Raw genomic sequence first — 16,173 nt, forward strand, 5'->3', positions numbered from 1 at the left:
GGACGGGTCGGTGCCGGCCTGCTCCGGGTCGGCCGACACCGGGCGTGCGGGCTCCCGGGGTGCCACCGGCCGACCGACGGTCTCCACGCCGTCCGGCACCCGCTCGTGCCCTCCTCCCCCACCGCCCGGCGGCATCGGTACCGACCGCACAGGGCCCGGAAGTCTCCGCACCGCTGCACGGTCCGTGCCGCCGGCCCCGCCGGGGCTTGCGGCGCCGTCGGCTCCGGCCAGGCGGGCGGCCGGCCAGGGCCGGCCCCCGGCCGGTGCCGACGGCGCGCTCCGGGCCGGCGGCGGCTGGTCCGCACGGGCGTGGACGCGGGAGTGACTCGGCTCGGCCTCGTAAGGGTCGGCATTGCGCGCCCCACCGCGGACGGCCCGTCCGCCTGCACTGCCCTCGGCTGAGCGCCGCTGCTCGGGACGCGCCTCCGGGTACCGCTGGCGGACGGCACCCAGCGGGGCCTCCTCCGCACCGGCTGCGCGGCCCGGCTGCTCGTCGCGCGTCCACCCGTGCGCCTGCGGTCCGCAGGCCGCTTCCGCCGCGGTCGGCGCGGTCGGCGCGGTCGGCGGATCTGCCGACCGCGCATGCGCGGCGGGCTCGCCCGGCCCTCGGGACGGTGTTGTGGCAGACGGGCCCGTGGGGGCGCGCGGCACCAACGGCTGCGCCGGGGCGGGCGGGGCGACGGGCGGCGCGGGTGCGGTCTGGCCGGGCCGCGCGGGCGAGGAGGGCTGGGCTGCTGCGCTGCGGGCGTCCTGCTGGCCTGGTGAGATCGGCCGACCCGGTACTCGGGTCGGGCCCACCGACCGGGCGGGGTTCAACAGCGTCGGCCCCTGCGGGCCGAGGTCCGCAGCGGGACGGGCCCCGGCCCCAACCGTTCCCGCAGACCGGGCGTCACCGGTCACCCTGTGTCCCGGAATGTTTGTGGGCATGCGTTGGTCTGCGCCGTTCTGCCGAGTCATGTGCTGATAGGGAAGCCACAAGGGAGCGTAGCGTGACCACGTCGCTGCGGTGTGCTACCGCCACTCGGTCGTCGCCCGATCCGGTGGCCCACCCGGCGCGTGCCCGCGACGCGCGCCGGGTGGTGTCGTGACCTTCAACGACGCCTCACCAAGCGCCAGTGGGCGCCGAATCGCTCGACGTGGCCGAGCGAGACCAACTCGTACAGATGCTGCAGCACGGCGTCCGGAGAAAGTCCCGCCTCCCGGGCGAGTCGGTCGACCGGTGCTCCGTCCGCGCAGCCGGGGACGGCCTCCAGCACCCGGGCCACCGACGGCTCCAGCAGGTCCCGGGGCAGGACGGGGCCGGAGCGGGGCGGTGCGAGGTCGTCTCCGATCGCCCCGACGAGTTCGGCGATCTCGGAGGCGTCGGTCACCAGCGTGGCGCCGCTGCGGATCAGCGCGTGCACGCCGGCGGACAGCTCCGAGGTGACCGGGCCGGCCACGCCCATCGTGTGCCGGTTGAGGTCCCGGGCCCGCCGGGCGGTGCTCAGGGCTCCGCTGCGGACGGCCGCCTCGACGACGACGGTGCCCCGGGTCAGCGCCGCTATCACGCGGTTCCTCAGGACGAAGCGGAAGCGGTTGGGGTGGACGCCCGGTGGCAGCTCGCTCACCAACAGGCCCTGCTCGGAGATCCGGCGGATGAGCTCGGTGTTGCCGGGCGGGTAGCTCATGTCGACCCCGCAGGCGAGGACGCCGACGGTGGCACCACCCACGGCGAGGGCGCCGCGGTGAGCGGCCGAGTCGATCCCGTAGGCCGCTCCGGACACCACCACCCAGCCGCGCTCGGCCAGTTGAGAGGCGATCTCACCGGCGACGTGGGCACCGTACGCAGTGCACGCCCGGGAGCCGACGAGGGCAACGGAGCGCAGGGCCAGCAACCGGAGCGACCCGGTGCCCCGCACCCAGAGACCGACCGGCCGCCCCTCCCCGAGATCGTCGAGCTGACTGGGCCATTCGGGATCGCCCGGAATGATGAACCGGCCGCCGTGGCTCCGGACGTGGCGGAGGTCCGCGGCGGGATCGAGCCCCGCGCACCGGGCCCGGTAGTCGGTGACCCGCCCCGGGTCTAGGCCGAGCGGACCGGGATGCAGCCGGCCCCGCAGGACGTCGACGACGGTGATGGCGCCGTGTTCGCCGAGCCAACGGCCCATCACCGCGTCACCGGGTTCGATCAGCCGGGTCAGGGCGGCTCTGGCCAGCCGCTCCGGTGACGGCGCCGGCGCTCCACCGGGCGGCGATGCCCGCGCCGCATCGCCCGGCAGGCACCGGTGCGGACGCGTGCCCTCGATGTCGGCCGCACGGGGCGAGGCTGAGGAGAGACTGGTGCCGGTGCCGCTGTTCGTGGTGGTGCTGGTACTCGTGCCGTCCATGGTGGACTCCTGGGTTGTCGCGCCGGGCCCGGTTCGGCCGGCCGTGCGGTCACAGGTCGGCGGTGCACTCGCCGTGGTCGGGGTGCGCGTTGCGCGGGAGTCGCGGACGCTCGGCCATCGGGCCGCGGTGCACGCCCGTCCGCAGGGCGAGGGCCGTACGGACGTCGGACCGCCCGGGTAGGTCGCGTCCCGACAGGTCGGCGATCGTCCACGCCACCCGTAGCACCCGGTCGAGCCCGCGGGCCGTCAGCAGCCCTCGCTCCAGGTCGCGTTCGGCATCGGTGAGCGCGTCCGGCTGCAGCCGCCACCTCGTCCGCAGCTCGTGGCCGGGGACTTCCGCGTTGGTGCGCCACGGTGTTTCGGCCAGCCGGGCGGCCGCACGGTGGCGGGCCGCCAGCACGCGGGCGGCCACCACGGCGGTGGACTCGGCCGCGGTGTCGCGGGTCATCAGTTCGGCACGCGAGACCGAGGACACCCGGACCTGGAGGTCGACGCGGTCCAACAGCGGGCCGGAGAGCCGGGCCTGGTACCGGTTGACCATGGTCGGTGTGCATTCGCAGCCTTCGCCGCGGATCGAGTGGCGCCCGCACGGGCACGGGTTGGCCGCCAGGCAGAGCAGGAACCGGGCCGGCAGCCGCATGGACCCGGCAGCACGGGCGATCATCACCTCGCCCGACTCCAGCGGTTGCCGCAGGGCGTCGAGGACGCGCACCGGGAACTCGGGCGCCTCGTCCAGGAAGAGCACTCCGCGGTGCGCCAGGGAGACGGCACCGGGCCGGGGCATCCCGCTGCCGCCGCCGACGATGGCGGGCATCGTCGTGGAGTGGTGCGGCGCGCAGTAGGGCGGGCTGTCGATGAGCGGCCGGTTGGGCGGGAGGAGGCCGGCGACCGAGTGCACGGCCGTCACCTCCAGCGCCTCCTTCTCGGTGAGCGGTGGGAGCAGCGCCGGAAGGCGCTCGGCCAGCATGGTCTTGCCCGCGCCGGGCGGCCCCTTGAGGTAGAGGTGGTGGCCGCCGGCAGCCGCGATCTCCAGGGCGTGGCGGGCTTCGTACTGGCCGGCGACGTCCGCGAGGTCGGCCCGGATCACGTTCTCGGCGGCGATGTCGCGGACACCCATGCCGGGCAGCAGCAGCCCGGCCAGCAGCGGGTCCGGTCGGCCGAGGCGCTTCTCCGGTTCGTCCTCGGGCGGGCTGGCGTCGGTGAGCAGTGCGATCAGTTGGCGCAGGCTGCGGACGCCCATCACCGAGACACCCGGTACGAGGGAGGCCTCCGCGGCGGTCTGCTCCGCCACCACGACCTGCCGGTATCCGGCGTCGGCCGCCGCCAGGACGGACGGCAGGACACCGCGGACCGGCCGTACCCGGCCGTCCAGGCCGAGCTCGCCGATGACGAGGAGGTCGGCGATGGCGGCGGGGTCGATCCGGTCCGCCGCCGCCAGCACGGCACAGGCGACGGCCAGGTCGAAGCCGCTGCCGCTCTTCGGCACCGAGGCCGGGCTGAGGCCGACGGTGAGTTTGCGCTGCGGCCAGCTCTCCCCGCTGTTGACGACCGCGGCGCGGACACGGTCGCGGGCCTCCGAGAGCGCCTTGTCGGGCAGTCCGACCAGGGTGAACGCGGCCACGCCGGGTTCGAGGTCGGCCTGGACCTCGACCACCACGCCGTCGACGCCGACGAGCGCGACCGAGCAGGTACGGGCGAAGGTCATCTCACACCGCCCCTCGGAGGTGCTCGACCCGGGCAGCGCCCTTGACCCGGTTGACCACGGCCACCAGATCGATGCGGACGCCGCCGGGTGGCGGCGGTGTCGGCGGGCCGGCGCGGAGGGCCGCCGTCTCCACGGGGGCCGAGGAGCCGCCCTTCGCAGTGGTCCGCCTCCGGGTCCGGCCCTTCCCGCCGGTCGGCGTCTCGTCCGGCGCTCCGGACCGTTCCTCGGACGGCTTCCCGGCGCGCTTCGCGGCGGTCCTCAGCTTCGGGCGTGCACCCGCGGCGGCCGCCGGAACCGCGACGCCGTGGTCCGCACCGTCCCGGCCCGGGAGGTCCGGCAGGGCGGACCCGTCCGTCCTCGACAGAACGAGCAGGCCGTCGCTCCGGGGCAGGTACGTGACGCGCTCGGCGAGCAGTTCGAAGTAGGTGGGCCACCGTTCGGCGAGCCAGCGCTCGGCGAGTCTCCGCAGCCGGTCGGCCTTCGGCCGGTCGATGCCCTCGGTGGGTTGCTGGAACGCGTTCTCCGAACGCGTCTTGACCTCGCAGATCGCGAGGGTGTCGCCGTCCAGCGCGACGATGTCGAGTTCGCCCTCGACGCACCGCCAGTTGCGTTCGAGGATGTGCAGGCCCTCGTGGGCGAGCCTGCGGGCGGCCACTTCTTCGCCGTAGCGGCCGAGACTGTTGTTCGGACTCTTCACGGTCATCACCTCCGTGCCAGGAGGTTGCCGTGCGGGCCACGGCGGGAGCGGCGCGGTCCCAGAACCTGTGGACAACTCGGTCCTGTGGAAAACCCGGGTCCCTCGCAGGGGTGGCTTTCGGGAGCCGGTCTGGACACGGGTCGATCGACCCGTCCATGCTCGGTGCTCCGGACGCGGCGCCGCCCGCTGCCGACAGCCGATGCCGCCGATCGCTGTCGTCACAGCGTCCCCGGGTGGAAGCACCCGGAAGTCGCAACCGGACGGATCGCAGCCCGCCCAGGTCCCAGCAGTCGCCGCTCACAGCGGTCGCCGCTCACCGCGGTCGCCGGCCGTGGCCTCCACAGGTCCGGCGGTGGGCGCCGGCGGTGGACCGCGGCACCGGGCGCGGTCGGCCGGTCGGGCGCGGACCGGCGTCGGTCCCGCTCCGGACGGCTCCTGCCGGACGCAGGCCGTTCAGTTCCCGAACGACGCGTCGTCGGACGGCAGCTCCAGGTCGCTCTTCGCCAGCTCCTCGATGTTGACGTCCTTGAAGGTCAGGACCCGCACCTTGCGGACGAACCTGGCCGGCCGGTACATGTCCCAGACCCACGCATCCGCCATCGACACCTCGAAGAACACCTCGCCCTGCACCGAGTGGACCTGCAGGTCGTAGTCGTTCGTGAGGTAGAACCGCCGCTCGGTCTCGATCACGAATTTGAAGAGCCCGACGACGTCCCGGTACTCCCGGTAGAGCTTGAGCTCCATCTCGGTCTCGTACTTCTCGAGGTCTTCGGCACTCATCCAGGCGTCCCCTCACTCGTCACGTCCACCCCATTGTGGACCACCGCACCCACCGTCAAAGCCGTACCGGCGGGACTGGCGGGCCTTCCGTGACCAGCTGTTCGACCAGCTCGGCCAGGCCCGCAGGGTAGACCGTCTCGGCGGTGTCGCGCAGTTCCTCGACCGTCCACCAGCGGGCGGCGAGCAGCAGGGCGTGCTCGTCGGGCCCCGGACCGGCCGCCCGGGCGTCGACGAGGCCGAACGCGTCGGGTTCGGCCCCGGTCCGGGCCAGGTGGAACCACTGCTCCTGCTCGTACGCCTGCCCCCGGAAGGAGAACGACACCGTGCCGTACGCGACCACGGGCCCCAGTTCCACCTCGGCCGGCCCGATCTCTTCGGCCAGCTCGCGCAGCGCCGCCTCGCGCACGCTCTCGCCCGGCTCCAGCCCTCCGCCCGGGGTGATCCACCAGCTGGTGCCGGGGACGGCCGGGTCCAGGCCGCGCAGGAGCAGCACCCGGTCGCTGCGGTCGAGCAGCAGCACGCGGGCGGCGCGGCGGTGCAGGGCGTCGTCCACTCCGTTCACCTCCTGGTCCCACGGCCCGCCGCGGCGGGCGGCGTCAGCGGCGGGATCGGCGGCGCACCCAGCTGACGAGCGAGACCGCCCAGCCGGCGGCGCCGGCCGCGAGGACGAGGGCGCCGCCGCCGACCGACGCGTACGCGGCGGGGACGAGCAGCCCGTGCTTCGAGGCGGCCGGTCCCTTCACGGCGTCGAAGGCGCCGGTCCGCGGCACCGCGGCGATCCTGGCCGAGGGCCAGACGACGCCCTCGACCCGGGCGACCACGTCGGTCGCGGCCACGGTACCGCTCGCGAGGTCGAGGTGGCTGCGGGAGTCGAGCGAGTTGGACCGGGAGTCGCCGAGCAGGAAGATCCGTCCCTGCGGCACGGTGATCCGGTACCCCTCGCCGGGGCCGAGGCGCTGGTCGGTGTAGGGCTCGTCGACGGCGGTGCCGTTGACGGTGAGGCGGCCGTCCGAGCCGCAGCAGGCGACGGTGTCGCCGCCCACGGCGACGATCCGCTTGACCATGGTCGCGCCGCCCCAGGAGGGTTCGCTGAAGACGACGATGTCGCCGCGGCCCACGGACGCGCCGTCGGTCCGGCGGGCGAGCACGGTGTCGCCGTTCCGCAGGGTGGGCGTCATCGAGGTGGTGGGGATCCGGTAGGGCTCGTACTGCACCGCGAGGAGGGCGAATCCGCCGACCAGCATCGCGAAGCCCACGGCGATGGCGACGCCCTGCAGCACCGAGGCGATGCTCCGGCGGGGCCTGCGGGGTGTCGCCGCGGTGGCCGGACGCTCCGTGACACTGCTCATCGCGGTCGCACCTTCCTGGTGGGTGCGGGCCCGTCCGGCTCGCCCCCGAGTGGTCCGCGCCTGCGGTACGGGCACTGCACCGGGCTCCGGAGAGCCGGCGAGCCGCGGCACGTCCGAGCAGATTACTCGTCGGTACCGCGGCTCGCGCAAGAGTCGGCGGTGGATCGGTGGCGGTCCGTTTCCGGTGGCCCGTCCCTCCGGCCCCCGTGGCGGGGCGGCCGGAGGGCCGTCCCGGCGCCGGGGTCAGCGACGGCGTCGGCGCAGCAGCCAGACGGCCGGCACGGCGGCTGCGGCGCCGGCCATCGGCGGCAGCAGCGGCGCGGAGGCGGAGAGGCCCTTCTGGTCGAAGGTGTCCGGCACCGGCAGGGTGGCCCAGTCACCGATCGGCCAGGCGACGACGAAGGCGCGGCCTACGACGTTCTTGACCGGCACCGTGCCGCCACCGGGCTGGTCCTGGTGGTAGCGGGAGTCCAGCGAGTCGCCCCGGTGGTCGCCCATGACCCAGATCCGGCCGTCGGGGACCTTCACCGGGCCGAAGGGCTTCTCGCCGCACGGGGTGTTGCCGGGGTACAGGTACGGCTCGTCGAGGGCGACGCCGTTCACCTTGACCGGGCCGCTGCCCTGGCACTCGACCGTGTCGCCGCCCACCGCGATGACCCGCTTGATCAGGTCCTTCTCGTTGGAGGACGGCATCAGGCCGATGAAGCTGAACACGTTCTGGATGCCGCGGACGAAGGCGTTGTTGGTCTGCTGGGTCGGCTCGTCGTTCAGCCAGCCGCCCGGGTCGTGGAAGACCACGACCTCACCGCGTTCCGGCTCGGATCCGAACCAGGGGGTGAGCTTGTCGACCAGGACGCGGTCGCCGATCTTCAGCGTCTGCTCCATCGAGCCCGACGGGATCGAGAAGGCCTGGACGAAGAAGGTCTTGATCACCAGCGCCAGGATCAGCGCGATGCCGATCAGGATCGGCAGTTCCTTCCAGAACGACCGCTGCCGCTGCGGCCGCTGCGCGGCCCGATCGGGGCTGTCCTGCGCGGTGTCGTTCTCCTCCGCGGCCTCACTCACCACGTCCTCCGCGTCGTTCGGGGCACCGACGAGCCTACCGCCGGCGGCGGCAGCCGTGCCCGCGTCGGCGGACTGCACGGCCTGTCCGGACTGGGCCGACCGGACCGCGCGGCCCCCCGTGCCCTCGGGCTCCGGGGCGCCCGAGCGGGCACCGACCACCAGATCCCCCACGACATCTCCTCCCTGCTGTGCGGACGCACGCACGCCCGCGCTCACCAGTGCCGCACAGCGGGCACCACGCTCCGTAACCGACCGTCGACCCGCATCAGCCTGCCCGCAGAGGGCTGGTCCGACACCGGTGGCGACCCGAGAACCCGGGAAGGCCACGAGAGACCATGCGCCGAGCATTCCAGCACTTCTCTATCACTCCCGATCGGCCCGCCCGTGCTCCCACACGGCAGGCCGATCCATCAACCGGACCGGCGAGTCCGCCGGGGCCCGGTCGACCTCCGCCTGACGGCGAACGGGAGGACGCCCAACACACCCATAACGAGCGAGGGTTCCGCAGGAGTCGGCGGAAGGCCGACCAATCCCGTCGGTGCGGGCAGTGCCGCGGCCGCGGACGGGGCCGTCGAACCGGGCGCGGCGGGAGAGGTGCCGACCGCCGAACCCGCCCGGATCGAGGAGAGTGACGTCGGAACGTCGAGTTGACCGAGCCTCGGCAGCGGCCAGGCGATGAGGAAGGCGCGTCCGACGACGTTGCTCACCGGGATGGTGCCGTTGCCGGGGTTGGACATGTGGAAGCGGGAGTCCGCCGAGAGGTCGCGGTGGTCGCCCATCACCCAGAGCCGCCCCGCGGGGACGCTGACCTTGAAGGGCTGACGGGACGGCACGTTGCCGGGGGCCAGGTAGGGCTCGTCCACCGGCTTGCCGTTGACGCTCACCCGCCCCTGGGCGTCGCAGCACTCCACGGTGTCCCCGGCGACGCCGATGACCCGCTTGATCAGGTCGTGCTCGTTGTCGGAGGGCAGCAGGCCCACGGAGGAGAAGACCTGCTTGACCTTCTTGACCACCGGTCCGTCGCTCGACGACCCGTGGTCGGTCTCCAGCCAGCCGCCGGGGTCGCGGAAGACGACGACCTCGCCGCGGTCGGGCTCGTTGCCGAACCACGGCGTGAGCTTGTCCACCAGGACGCGGTCGCCGATCTGGATGGTCTCCTCCATCGACCCCGAGGGGATGACGAAGACCTGGACGAAGAACGTCTTCAGCACCAGCGCGATCACCAGCGCCACGACGACCACCAGGGGTATCTCGCGCAGCAGCGAGCGCCGTCGCCGGCGGGCGGCCCGCTGGGCCGTCCGGCGCCGGTCGGCGCGGCCGCGCGTCGGAGCGGGGGAAGGGCCGGTCTCCGGCTCCGCCTCGATCGTCCTGCCCCTACCTCGGGTGCCCATGGCCACCAGTCCCCCCTGTTGCGGCGAAAGCCTCCGGCCGGTCGAGCGACGTCCAGCGGCCGAACGGGAAGACCACCCACTCGGCGCGGCCGATCACCTCGGACTCCGGGACGAAGCCGCCGCCGGGCTCCCCGAGGTGGTCGCGGGAGTCACGGGAGTCACTGCGGTGGTCCCCCATCACCCAGAGGCGTCCGGTCGGCACCACCACGTCGAAGGGCACGCGCGACGGCGCGTCCCCCGGCGCCAGGTAGGCGCTCTCGTCCAGTGGTACCCCGTTCACCCTCAGCCGTCCGTCCGATCCGCAGCACGTCACCCGGTCACCGGCCACGCCGACGACCCGCTTCACGAACACCGAGTCGCCGCCCGGGAAGAGCCCCAGGCGGTCGAGCAGCTTCCGGCCGGCCGAGGGTTCGTCGGCGTACGGCAGGAAGGATCCGGTGCCGTCGAAAACAACGATGTCGCCGCGCCGGACGTGCCCGCCGAAGGCGTACGCGAGTTCATTGGCCACCACCCGGTCGCCGGGCCGCAGCGTGTTCTCCATCGAACCGGACGGCACCGAGAACGGCCGCGCCACGAAGGCGTTCGTCACGAGCAGCAGGACCAGGCACGTCCCGGCGATCAGCAGGAGGTCCCGCCCCCACCCCCGGCCGGAACCGTCCTCGGAGTCGGACTCCGCGCCGTCCTCCGGGCCCGGCTCCGAACCGTCCTCGCGGCCGGCATCCCGGTCCGGACCGGCGGAAACGACCACGGACCGCGCCGGCGGGTCCGCACCGGCAGGTGCGGACCCTCCGTCGCGGTCCGTGGAAGGTTCGTGCGTGGTCATCGGGCTGAGCTTATCTCCCGGGCCTGAGAGGCCAAGGCCTACGGCCCGGGAACCTCGGGCCCGACCCGATGGTCCGTGTCCCGGCGGACCGGGACGACGGATCACTTGTCGCGCTTCTCCTTGATCTTCGCGGCCTTGCCGCGCAGGTCACGGAGGTAGTACAGCTTGGCGCGGCGGACGGCACCGCGGGTCACGACCTCGATCTTCTCGACGACCGGGGTGTGCACCGGGAAGGTGCGCTCCACGCCGACGTTGAAGCTGACCTTGCGGACGGTGAAGGTCTCACCGATGCCGGAGCCCTGACGGCGGATGACGACGCCCTGGAAGACCTGGACACGGGAGCGGTTGCCCTCGATGACCCGGACGTGAACCTTGAGGGTGTCACCCGGACGGAAGGCGGGGACGTCGGACCGCAGCGAAGCGGCGTCGACAGCAGCGAGCTTGTTGCTCATGGTGCTCTCCATCGCAGACGCCACAGGCCGTCCACGGAAGATCGTGAGAAAGGATGGTGATGCGGGCCGCATCGGCTGGCGACGAACCCCCTGTGGCGGGCGCATCGGGCCACGTGGCGGCCCCGAGAGGACGCCCAGCGACAGACAACAGTCGCCTATTCTTCCACAGCTCCGGCTGTCGGCCGAAATCGGCCGGCCTCCTCGTCCCAGACCAGGCCGAGCAGGTTGAGCGCCTCGCGCTCCTTCTTGTCGAAGGCGCCCTGCTGCCAGCGGGCGACCAGGTCGGGCCGGTTGGCCAGGGTCCGGGCGAAGGCCTGCTCGCGCCGCCAGCGCGCGATCCTGCCGTGGTGGCCGCTGAGCAGCACCTCCGGCACCTCGCGGCCGCGCCACTCGGCGGGCTTGGTGTAGACGGGGCCTTCCAGCAGGTCGGCCATGGCACCGGGGGCGAAGGAGTCGTCCCGGTGGGACTCGGCGTTGCCCAGCACGCCCGGCAGCAGCCGGGCGACGGCCTCGACCATCACCAGGACGGCCACCTCGCCGCCCGCCAGCACGTAGTCGCCGATCGACGCCTCGACCACCGGCATACGGGTGGCGGCCTCGTCGATGACCCGGCGGTCGATGCCCTCGTAGCGGGCCGGGGCGAAAGCGAGCCAGGAGCGGCCGGCCAGTTCCTGGGCGAGCTCCTGGGTGAAGGGGCGGCCGCTCGGGGTGGGGACGACCAGGGTCGGCACCTCGCCGGCCGGCCCCTGGGCGAGGACGGCGTCCAGGGCGGCGCCCCACGGCTCGGGCTTCATCACCATGCCGGGCCCGCCGCCGTACGGGGTGTCGTCGACGGTGCGGTGCACGTCGGTGGTCCAGCTGCGCAGGTCGTGCAGGTGGACGTCGAGCTGGCCGCGCGCCCTTGCCTTGCCGACCAGCGAGACGTTCAGCGGCTCCAGGTACTCGGGGAAGATCGTGACGACGTCGATCCGCATCTCACTCACGCCCGGAACCACCCGCCGGCTCCTCGCCGCCCTCGCCGCCCTCGCCGCCCTCGCCGCCCTCGGCGTCACCGTCCACAGCACCGCCGGACCCGGACCCGGACCCGGGCTCGGGCTCGGACTCCGCCCCGGCCCCGGACCCGGCCGCGGACTCCAGCGGCTCGATCAGCCCGGCCGGCGGCGTGATCACGGCGCGCTGGTTCTCCAGGTCGATGGTGGGGACGATCTGCTCGACGAACGGCACCAGCACCTCGGTGCCGTCCGGCCGGACGACCGTCAGCAGGTCCTGGTACGGCAGGTGGAGGACCTCGGAGAGTTCGCCGACCAGGGTGCCGTCGGTGAGGACGACGTCCAGGCCGATCAGCTGGTGGTCGTAGTACTCCTCCGGGTCCTCGGGGGTCTCGTCCGGGTCGATCTCGGCGATCAGCATGGTGCCGCGCAGCGCCTCGGCGGCGGTGCGGTCCTTGACGCCCGCGAAGCGGAGCAGCAGCCGGCCGCTGTGCACCCGGCCGGACTCGACGGTCAGCGGGCCGGTGGACGCGGGGTCGGTGAGCAGGACGGCGCCCGGCCCGAGCCGGAGTTCGGGTTCGTCGGTGCGGACTTCGACACTGACGTCGCCCCTGATGCCGTGGGCACGGCCGATCCGGCCGACGACGAGCTGCACGGTGATCGTTCTCCTGGGGTGTTGCCGCGCTCCACGGCGCGTTCCTGGCTCTGACTGACCTGGCTCTGACTGACCTGGCTGCCACCGGGCCCGGCTGCGACCGTCCCGACCTCGGCCGCCCCTGCGCCGACCGGTCCCGCGCGGTCCTGCCCGGGCCGACCCGGGCCGACCTCGACCGGCCCGGATCCGCCCGCCGGACGGTGAACGCCAGAAGGGCCGGCCGGGACGACGTGCGTCCCGGCCGGCCCCTGGTACCTGACGATGACCTGACGGCTCCGCGTCAGCGGATGCTGTCCACGTCGACGAGGTCGACCCGGACGTTGCGGCCGCCGAGCGCACCCACCACGGTACGCAGTGCGCGGGCCGTACGGCCCCCGCGGCCGATCACCTTGCCGAGGTCGTCGGGGTGCACCCGGACCTCGATGGTGTTGCCCCGGCGAAGGTTGCGCGAACGCACCTGCACCTCGTCGGGGTGCTCGACGATGCCCTTCACCAGGTGGTCGAGGGCTTCCTCGATCATGCTCAGGCCTCGGTGGAGGCGGCCTCGGCGTCAGCCTCGGCCTTGTCCGCCTTCTTGGCCTTCGGGGTGATGGCAACACCGGTGGTGCTGTCCTCGAAGCCGGCGACGGCCTTGGCGAACAGGTGCGAGAAGTCCTCGACCTTGGGCTCGGCGACCTTCAGCGGCTCCGGCGCGGGCAGGCCCTTGAACTTCTGCCAGTCACCGGTCAGCTTGAGGATGGCGAGGACCGGCTCGGTCGGCTGGGCGCCGACGGACAGCCAGTACTGGGCGCGGTCGCCGTCGACCTCGATCTTCGAGGGGTTGTAGGTCGGCTGGTAGATGCCGATCTCCTCGATCGCGCGGCCGTCACGCTTGGTGCGGGAGTCGGCGACGACGATGCGGTAGTGCGGGGAGCGAATCTTGCCGAGACGCTTCAGCTTGATCTTGACTGCCACGGGAGTGGATTCTCCTGGAGTTGACGTGGGTGAGCGGCCGCTGCCACCGCGTGGGGTTGCGGCGACCGGCCGTTCAAGGGACACGCCAGCCGTAGGAGAGAGGGGTCCTGCCCGGCTGCCGAGTACTCAGCTGTCCATTCTGCCACAGCTCGGCCGGGCACCCGAACCGGCCCGCGCGGGCACCGGCGGGGCGAGGACGCGGAAGGAGCCGAGGCAGCGGCTCGGAACGGGACGGCGGCTCGGGCGTGAGAACGCACCGGCACCGCCGGGGAGCCGGACGAGGAGGGCGCCGGGCACGACACGGAGCCCCGGCAGCGTTCTGCCGGGGGCGGTGCACGGCGACAGCGCGGACGACCGCACTGCAGACCGGCCCGACCGAGGGCCCCCGCCCCCGGTAGAGCCGAGCACAGCGAACTGTCGAAACGGAGGGTGGTCACCGACGGCACGAGGGCCGCCGGACGGTACTCAGCCGATCTTGAACGGCTGCTGGCAGGCGCCGCAGACGATGGACGCCTGTGCGAGCACGGAGGGGACGACACGGACGTTCCGCCCGCAACCGCACACCGCCTTGACGCGCACGCCGCCACCGGACGAGCCGTGCCGCGCCGCAGGACCGCGGAAGGCCCGGTGGCCGCCCTCGCCCGCGACGGCGAGCTGGTGGGCGCCGAGGGCGCGCTCCAGCCGCTCGATGGTGTCGGCGTACCTGTCCTGCGTCTCCTTGAGCATGGTCACCTGGGAGAAGCCGCTACTGGCGTGCGGTTCGACCGGGTGGGCCAGCCCGAGCTCGGAGGCGAGCATCAGGAAGCGCCGGTTGTGGTAGCGACCGGCCCGCGAGGTGTCGCGGATCTCCCGCGCGGCGGCCAGTCCGTGGGCGGCTTCGTGCAGCAGGCGCTCGAAACCGAGCCGGGTGCCGCACGCCGAGGAGGACTCGCCGATCAGCGCCTCGGGCGAGGCGAGATCGGGCAGGTCCTGGTGGTGGGCCTGGATGTCGCTCCAGGCGGCGGCCAGTTCGGCCGCGAGGACGAGAGGCTGTGTCGTGCTCACGCTGGACCAACGATGGAGAGAGGGCCGATGTTCCGCGAGTTCCCGCTCACCGGGAATTCCCAGCAATCTCTCAGGAATGCGCACCCGCTCCTGAATTGCGTTGTTCTGACCTGACGCAAGACCAACCCCCTGCATCTGTGGACCCGTCGATTCTCGGCGGGCTCTCGGCTATCACCCGGGAACGCGCACGCCGCCCCTAGGCGGACGGCCCGCAGCCCGGTCAAAATTGACAGGGCCACGGGCCGTATACCGTACCGCTTGTTTCGCACCGCCGGGAGTTGACCGGCGAGTAGCATCGACGAGCAGTGTGCAAACCTCGGTTAACAATCCGCTGAATCGGCATCGAATTGCAACGGACCCGGTTCCGTAACGGCTTCGGTTTGTACCGTTCCCGGCCCGGTGCCGGTCATCCGTTCCACGATCGTTGACGGCCCCGACGGCCCCGGCTGCCCCGGACGGTCGGCCGGTCAGTAGGCGCGGGCGACGATCGCGATGTTGCCGGGCTGGTCGTCGGTCTCCGGGACGGAGCCGTCGGCGGCGACGATGCAGCGCACCGAGACGCCCTGCTCGGCCAGCTCGGCCTCGCCCTCCGGGCCGAGGTCGGCCCAGGAGATGCGGCCCCAGCCGGTGCCGGCGGCCTCGACGGCCTCCTCGACGGAGGCGACGTCGACCGTACGGGCCTCGCGGCGCTCGCGGGACTGGCGGAGCAGCAGCTCCTGGTCCTCGTCGAGGATGCCGGGCACGACCGCGGCCAGGGAGTCGACGGAGACGGGCTCCTTGCCGCCGGCGATCCGGCGGACCAGCATCGCGGTGCCGTTCTCCAGGTCGCGCGGGCCGACCTCGATGCGCAGCGGAACGCCCTTGAGCTCCCAGTCGACGGCGCGGCGGCCGAACGGGGTGTCCGTCCGGTCGTCGACCACGACGCGCACGCCCGCGGCCTCCAGGGCGGCGCCGATCTCGCGGACCTTGGCGAGCACGGCGTCGTCGCCCTTGATCGCCAGCACCACGGCCTGGACGGCGGCCAGGCGCGGCGGCACCCGCAGGCCGCTGTCGTCGCCGTGGGACATGATCAGGCCGCCGACCATGCGGGTGGAGACGCCCCAGGAGGTCTGCCAGACGTGCTCCCGCTCGGCGCCCTGCAGCTGGTACGTGGTGTTGAAGGCCTTGGCGAAGTTCTGGCCCAGCTCGTGGCTGGTGCCCATCTGCAGGGCCTTGCCGTCACCCATCATGCCTTCGAGGGTGAGGGTGTTGATGGCGCCGGCGAAGCGCTCGCGGGCGGTCTTGCGGCCGAGCACCACGTCGATGCCCAGCACGTTGGTCATGAAGTCGCCGTACACCTCGGTGTGGATGCGCGAGGCGTAGGCGCGGGCGTCCTCGTAGGTGGCGTGGGCGGTGTGGCCCTCCTGCCAGAGGAACTCGGTGGTGCGCAGGAAGACGCGCGGGCGCAGTTCCCAGCGGACGACGTTGGCCCACTGGTTGATCAGCAGCGGCAGGTCCCGGTGGCTCTGGACCCACTTCGAGAAGTACTCGTTGATGATCGTCTCGGAGGTGGGGCGGACGACGACCGGCTCCTCCAGCTCCTTGCCGCCGCCGTGCGTGACCACGGCGAGCTCGGGCGCGAAGCCCTCGACGTGCTCGGCCTCCTTGGTCAGGTAGGACTGCGGGATGAACATCGGGAAGTACGCGTTCTGGGCGCCGGCGCGCTTGATGCGGGCGTCCATCTCCTGCTGCATCCGCTCCCACAGGCTGTACCCGTACGGTCGGATCACCATCGTTCCGCGCACCGGACCGTTGTCGGCCAGCTCGGCCTTGTTGATCAGGTCCTGGTACCAGCGGGGAAAGTCTTCCGACTGGGGAGTGAGTACGGGTGTCTTGGCCATGGGGCGAATGGTACGGCGATCGA

General features: G+C 73.0%; 16 protein-coding genes. All 16 read right to left on the reverse strand.

Translation table 11 applies throughout. The annotated features are described in order from the left end of the window. Positions 1–1,091 precede the first annotated feature (1,091 nt). Positions 1,092–2,366 (reverse strand): DNA-processing protein DprA, encoded by a 1,275-nt coding sequence (dprA, locus tag IE98_RS0134175; protein WP_078661522.1) that lies wholly within the window; start codon positions 2,364–2,366, stop codon positions 1,092–1,094. Positions 2,367–2,415: 49 nt separating this feature from the next. Then, complete coding sequence (locus tag IE98_RS0134180) at positions 2,416–4,071, reverse strand: YifB family Mg chelatase-like AAA ATPase (RefSeq protein ID WP_052391356.1); 1,656 nt, start codon at positions 4,069–4,071, stop codon at positions 2,416–2,418. Between the two features lies 1 nt (position 4,072). Continuing rightward, positions 4,073–4,768, reverse strand: a complete 696-nt coding sequence (locus IE98_RS52360) for a YraN family protein (protein ID WP_324605828.1) — start codon at positions 4,766–4,768, stop codon at positions 4,073–4,075. A 453-nt stretch (positions 4,769–5,221) separates the two neighbouring features. Continuing rightward, positions 5,222–5,548: a DUF2469 domain-containing protein gene (locus tag IE98_RS0134190; RefSeq protein ID WP_030275680.1), complete on the reverse strand. Its 327-nt coding sequence runs from the start codon at positions 5,546–5,548 to the stop codon at positions 5,222–5,224. Between the two features lie 55 nt (positions 5,549–5,603). After that, positions 5,604–6,101, reverse strand: a complete 498-nt coding sequence (locus IE98_RS0134195; RefSeq protein ID WP_234443785.1) for an NUDIX hydrolase — start codon at positions 6,099–6,101, stop codon at positions 5,604–5,606. Positions 6,102–6,144: 43 nt separating this feature from the next. Next, positions 6,145–6,897: a signal peptidase I gene (gene lepB / locus IE98_RS0134200; protein ID WP_052391357.1), complete on the reverse strand. Its 753-nt coding sequence runs from the start codon at positions 6,895–6,897 to the stop codon at positions 6,145–6,147. A gap of 243 nt (positions 6,898–7,140) precedes the next feature. Next, positions 7,141–8,133 carry a signal peptidase I gene (gene lepB / locus IE98_RS0134205; protein ID WP_030275683.1) on the reverse strand — a complete coding sequence of 331 codons (993 nt, stop codon included), beginning with the start codon at positions 8,131–8,133 and terminating at the stop codon, positions 7,141–7,143. A gap of 239 nt (positions 8,134–8,372) precedes the next feature. Next, complete coding sequence (gene lepB, locus IE98_RS0134210) at positions 8,373–9,353, reverse strand: signal peptidase I (RefSeq protein WP_030275684.1); 981 nt, start codon at positions 9,351–9,353, stop codon at positions 8,373–8,375. Beyond that, positions 9,337–10,176, reverse strand: a complete 840-nt coding sequence (gene lepB / locus IE98_RS43510) for a signal peptidase I (RefSeq protein ID WP_052391358.1) — start codon at positions 10,174–10,176, stop codon at positions 9,337–9,339. The genes lepB (IE98_RS0134210) and lepB (IE98_RS43510) overlap by 17 nt, the downstream gene beginning before the upstream one ends. A 101-nt stretch (positions 10,177–10,277) precedes the next feature. Then, entirely contained in the window at positions 10,278–10,628 is a 351-nt protein-coding gene (gene rplS / locus IE98_RS0134220; protein WP_030275686.1) for a 50S ribosomal protein L19, read from the reverse strand. 155 nt (positions 10,629–10,783) lie between these two features. Next, entirely contained in the window at positions 10,784–11,602 is an 819-nt protein-coding gene (gene trmD, locus IE98_RS0134225) for a tRNA (guanosine(37)-N1)-methyltransferase TrmD (protein ID WP_030275687.1), read from the reverse strand. 1 nt (position 11,603) lies between these two features. Next, positions 11,604–12,272: a ribosome maturation factor RimM gene (rimM, locus tag IE98_RS0134230; RefSeq protein WP_030275688.1), complete on the reverse strand. Its 669-nt coding sequence runs from the start codon at positions 12,270–12,272 to the stop codon at positions 11,604–11,606. Between the two features lie 280 nt (positions 12,273–12,552). Next, positions 12,553–12,792 carry an RNA-binding protein gene (locus tag IE98_RS0134235; RefSeq protein WP_030275689.1) on the reverse strand — a complete coding sequence of 80 codons (240 nt, stop codon included), beginning with the start codon at positions 12,790–12,792 and terminating at the stop codon, positions 12,553–12,555. Positions 12,793–12,794: 2 nt separating this feature from the next. Beyond that, positions 12,795–13,226: a 30S ribosomal protein S16 gene (rpsP, locus tag IE98_RS0134240; protein WP_030275690.1), complete on the reverse strand. Its 432-nt coding sequence runs from the start codon at positions 13,224–13,226 to the stop codon at positions 12,795–12,797. A 465-nt stretch (positions 13,227–13,691) separates the two neighbouring features. Beyond that, positions 13,692–14,270, reverse strand: coding sequence for a hypothetical protein (locus IE98_RS0134245; RefSeq protein ID WP_030275691.1), 579 nt, complete (start codon positions 14,268–14,270; stop codon positions 13,692–13,694). A gap of 467 nt (positions 14,271–14,737) precedes the next feature. After that, the gene (gene proS, locus IE98_RS0134250) at positions 14,738–16,150 is read right to left on the reverse strand and encodes a proline--tRNA ligase (RefSeq protein WP_030275692.1); all 1,413 of its coding nucleotides are present in this window, start codon (positions 16,148–16,150) and stop codon (positions 14,738–14,740) included. Positions 16,151–16,173: the final 23 nt, after the last annotated feature.

Origin of the sequence: Streptomyces sp. NRRL B-24484 (assembly GCF_000717715.1) — a bacterium.
In the GTDB taxonomy this organism is placed as follows: Bacteria; Actinomycetota; Actinomycetes; order Streptomycetales; family Streptomycetaceae; genus Kitasatospora.

Coding starts and splice junctions, on each gene's coding strand:
- lepB (WP_052391357.1), bottom strand. CDS start 6,897: ATGAGCAGTGTCACGGAGCGTCCGGCCACCGCGGCGACACCCCGCAGG.
- trmD (WP_030275687.1), bottom strand. CDS start 11,602: ATGCGGATCGACGTCGTCACGATCTTCCCCGAGTACCTGGAGCCGCTG.
- IE98_RS0134235 (WP_030275689.1), bottom strand. CDS start 12,792: ATGATCGAGGAAGCCCTCGACCACCTGGTGAAGGGCATCGTCGAGCAC.
- lepB (WP_052391358.1), bottom strand. CDS start 10,176: ATGACCACGCACGAACCTTCCACGGACCGCGACGGAGGGTCCGCACCT.
- dprA (WP_078661522.1), bottom strand. CDS start 2,366: ATGGACGGCACGAGTACCAGCACCACCACGAACAGCGGCACCGGCACC.
- IE98_RS0134180 (WP_052391356.1), bottom strand. CDS start 4,071: ATGACCTTCGCCCGTACCTGCTCGGTCGCGCTCGTCGGCGTCGACGGC.
- rplS (WP_030275686.1), bottom strand. CDS start 10,628: ATGAGCAACAAGCTCGCTGCTGTCGACGCCGCTTCGCTGCGGTCCGAC.
- proS (WP_030275692.1), bottom strand. CDS start 16,150: ATGGCCAAGACACCCGTACTCACTCCCCAGTCGGAAGACTTTCCCCGC.
- lepB (WP_030275684.1), bottom strand. CDS start 9,353: ATGGGCACCCGAGGTAGGGGCAGGACGATCGAGGCGGAGCCGGAGACC.
- IE98_RS0134190 (WP_030275680.1), bottom strand. CDS start 5,548: ATGAGTGCCGAAGACCTCGAGAAGTACGAGACCGAGATGGAGCTCAAG.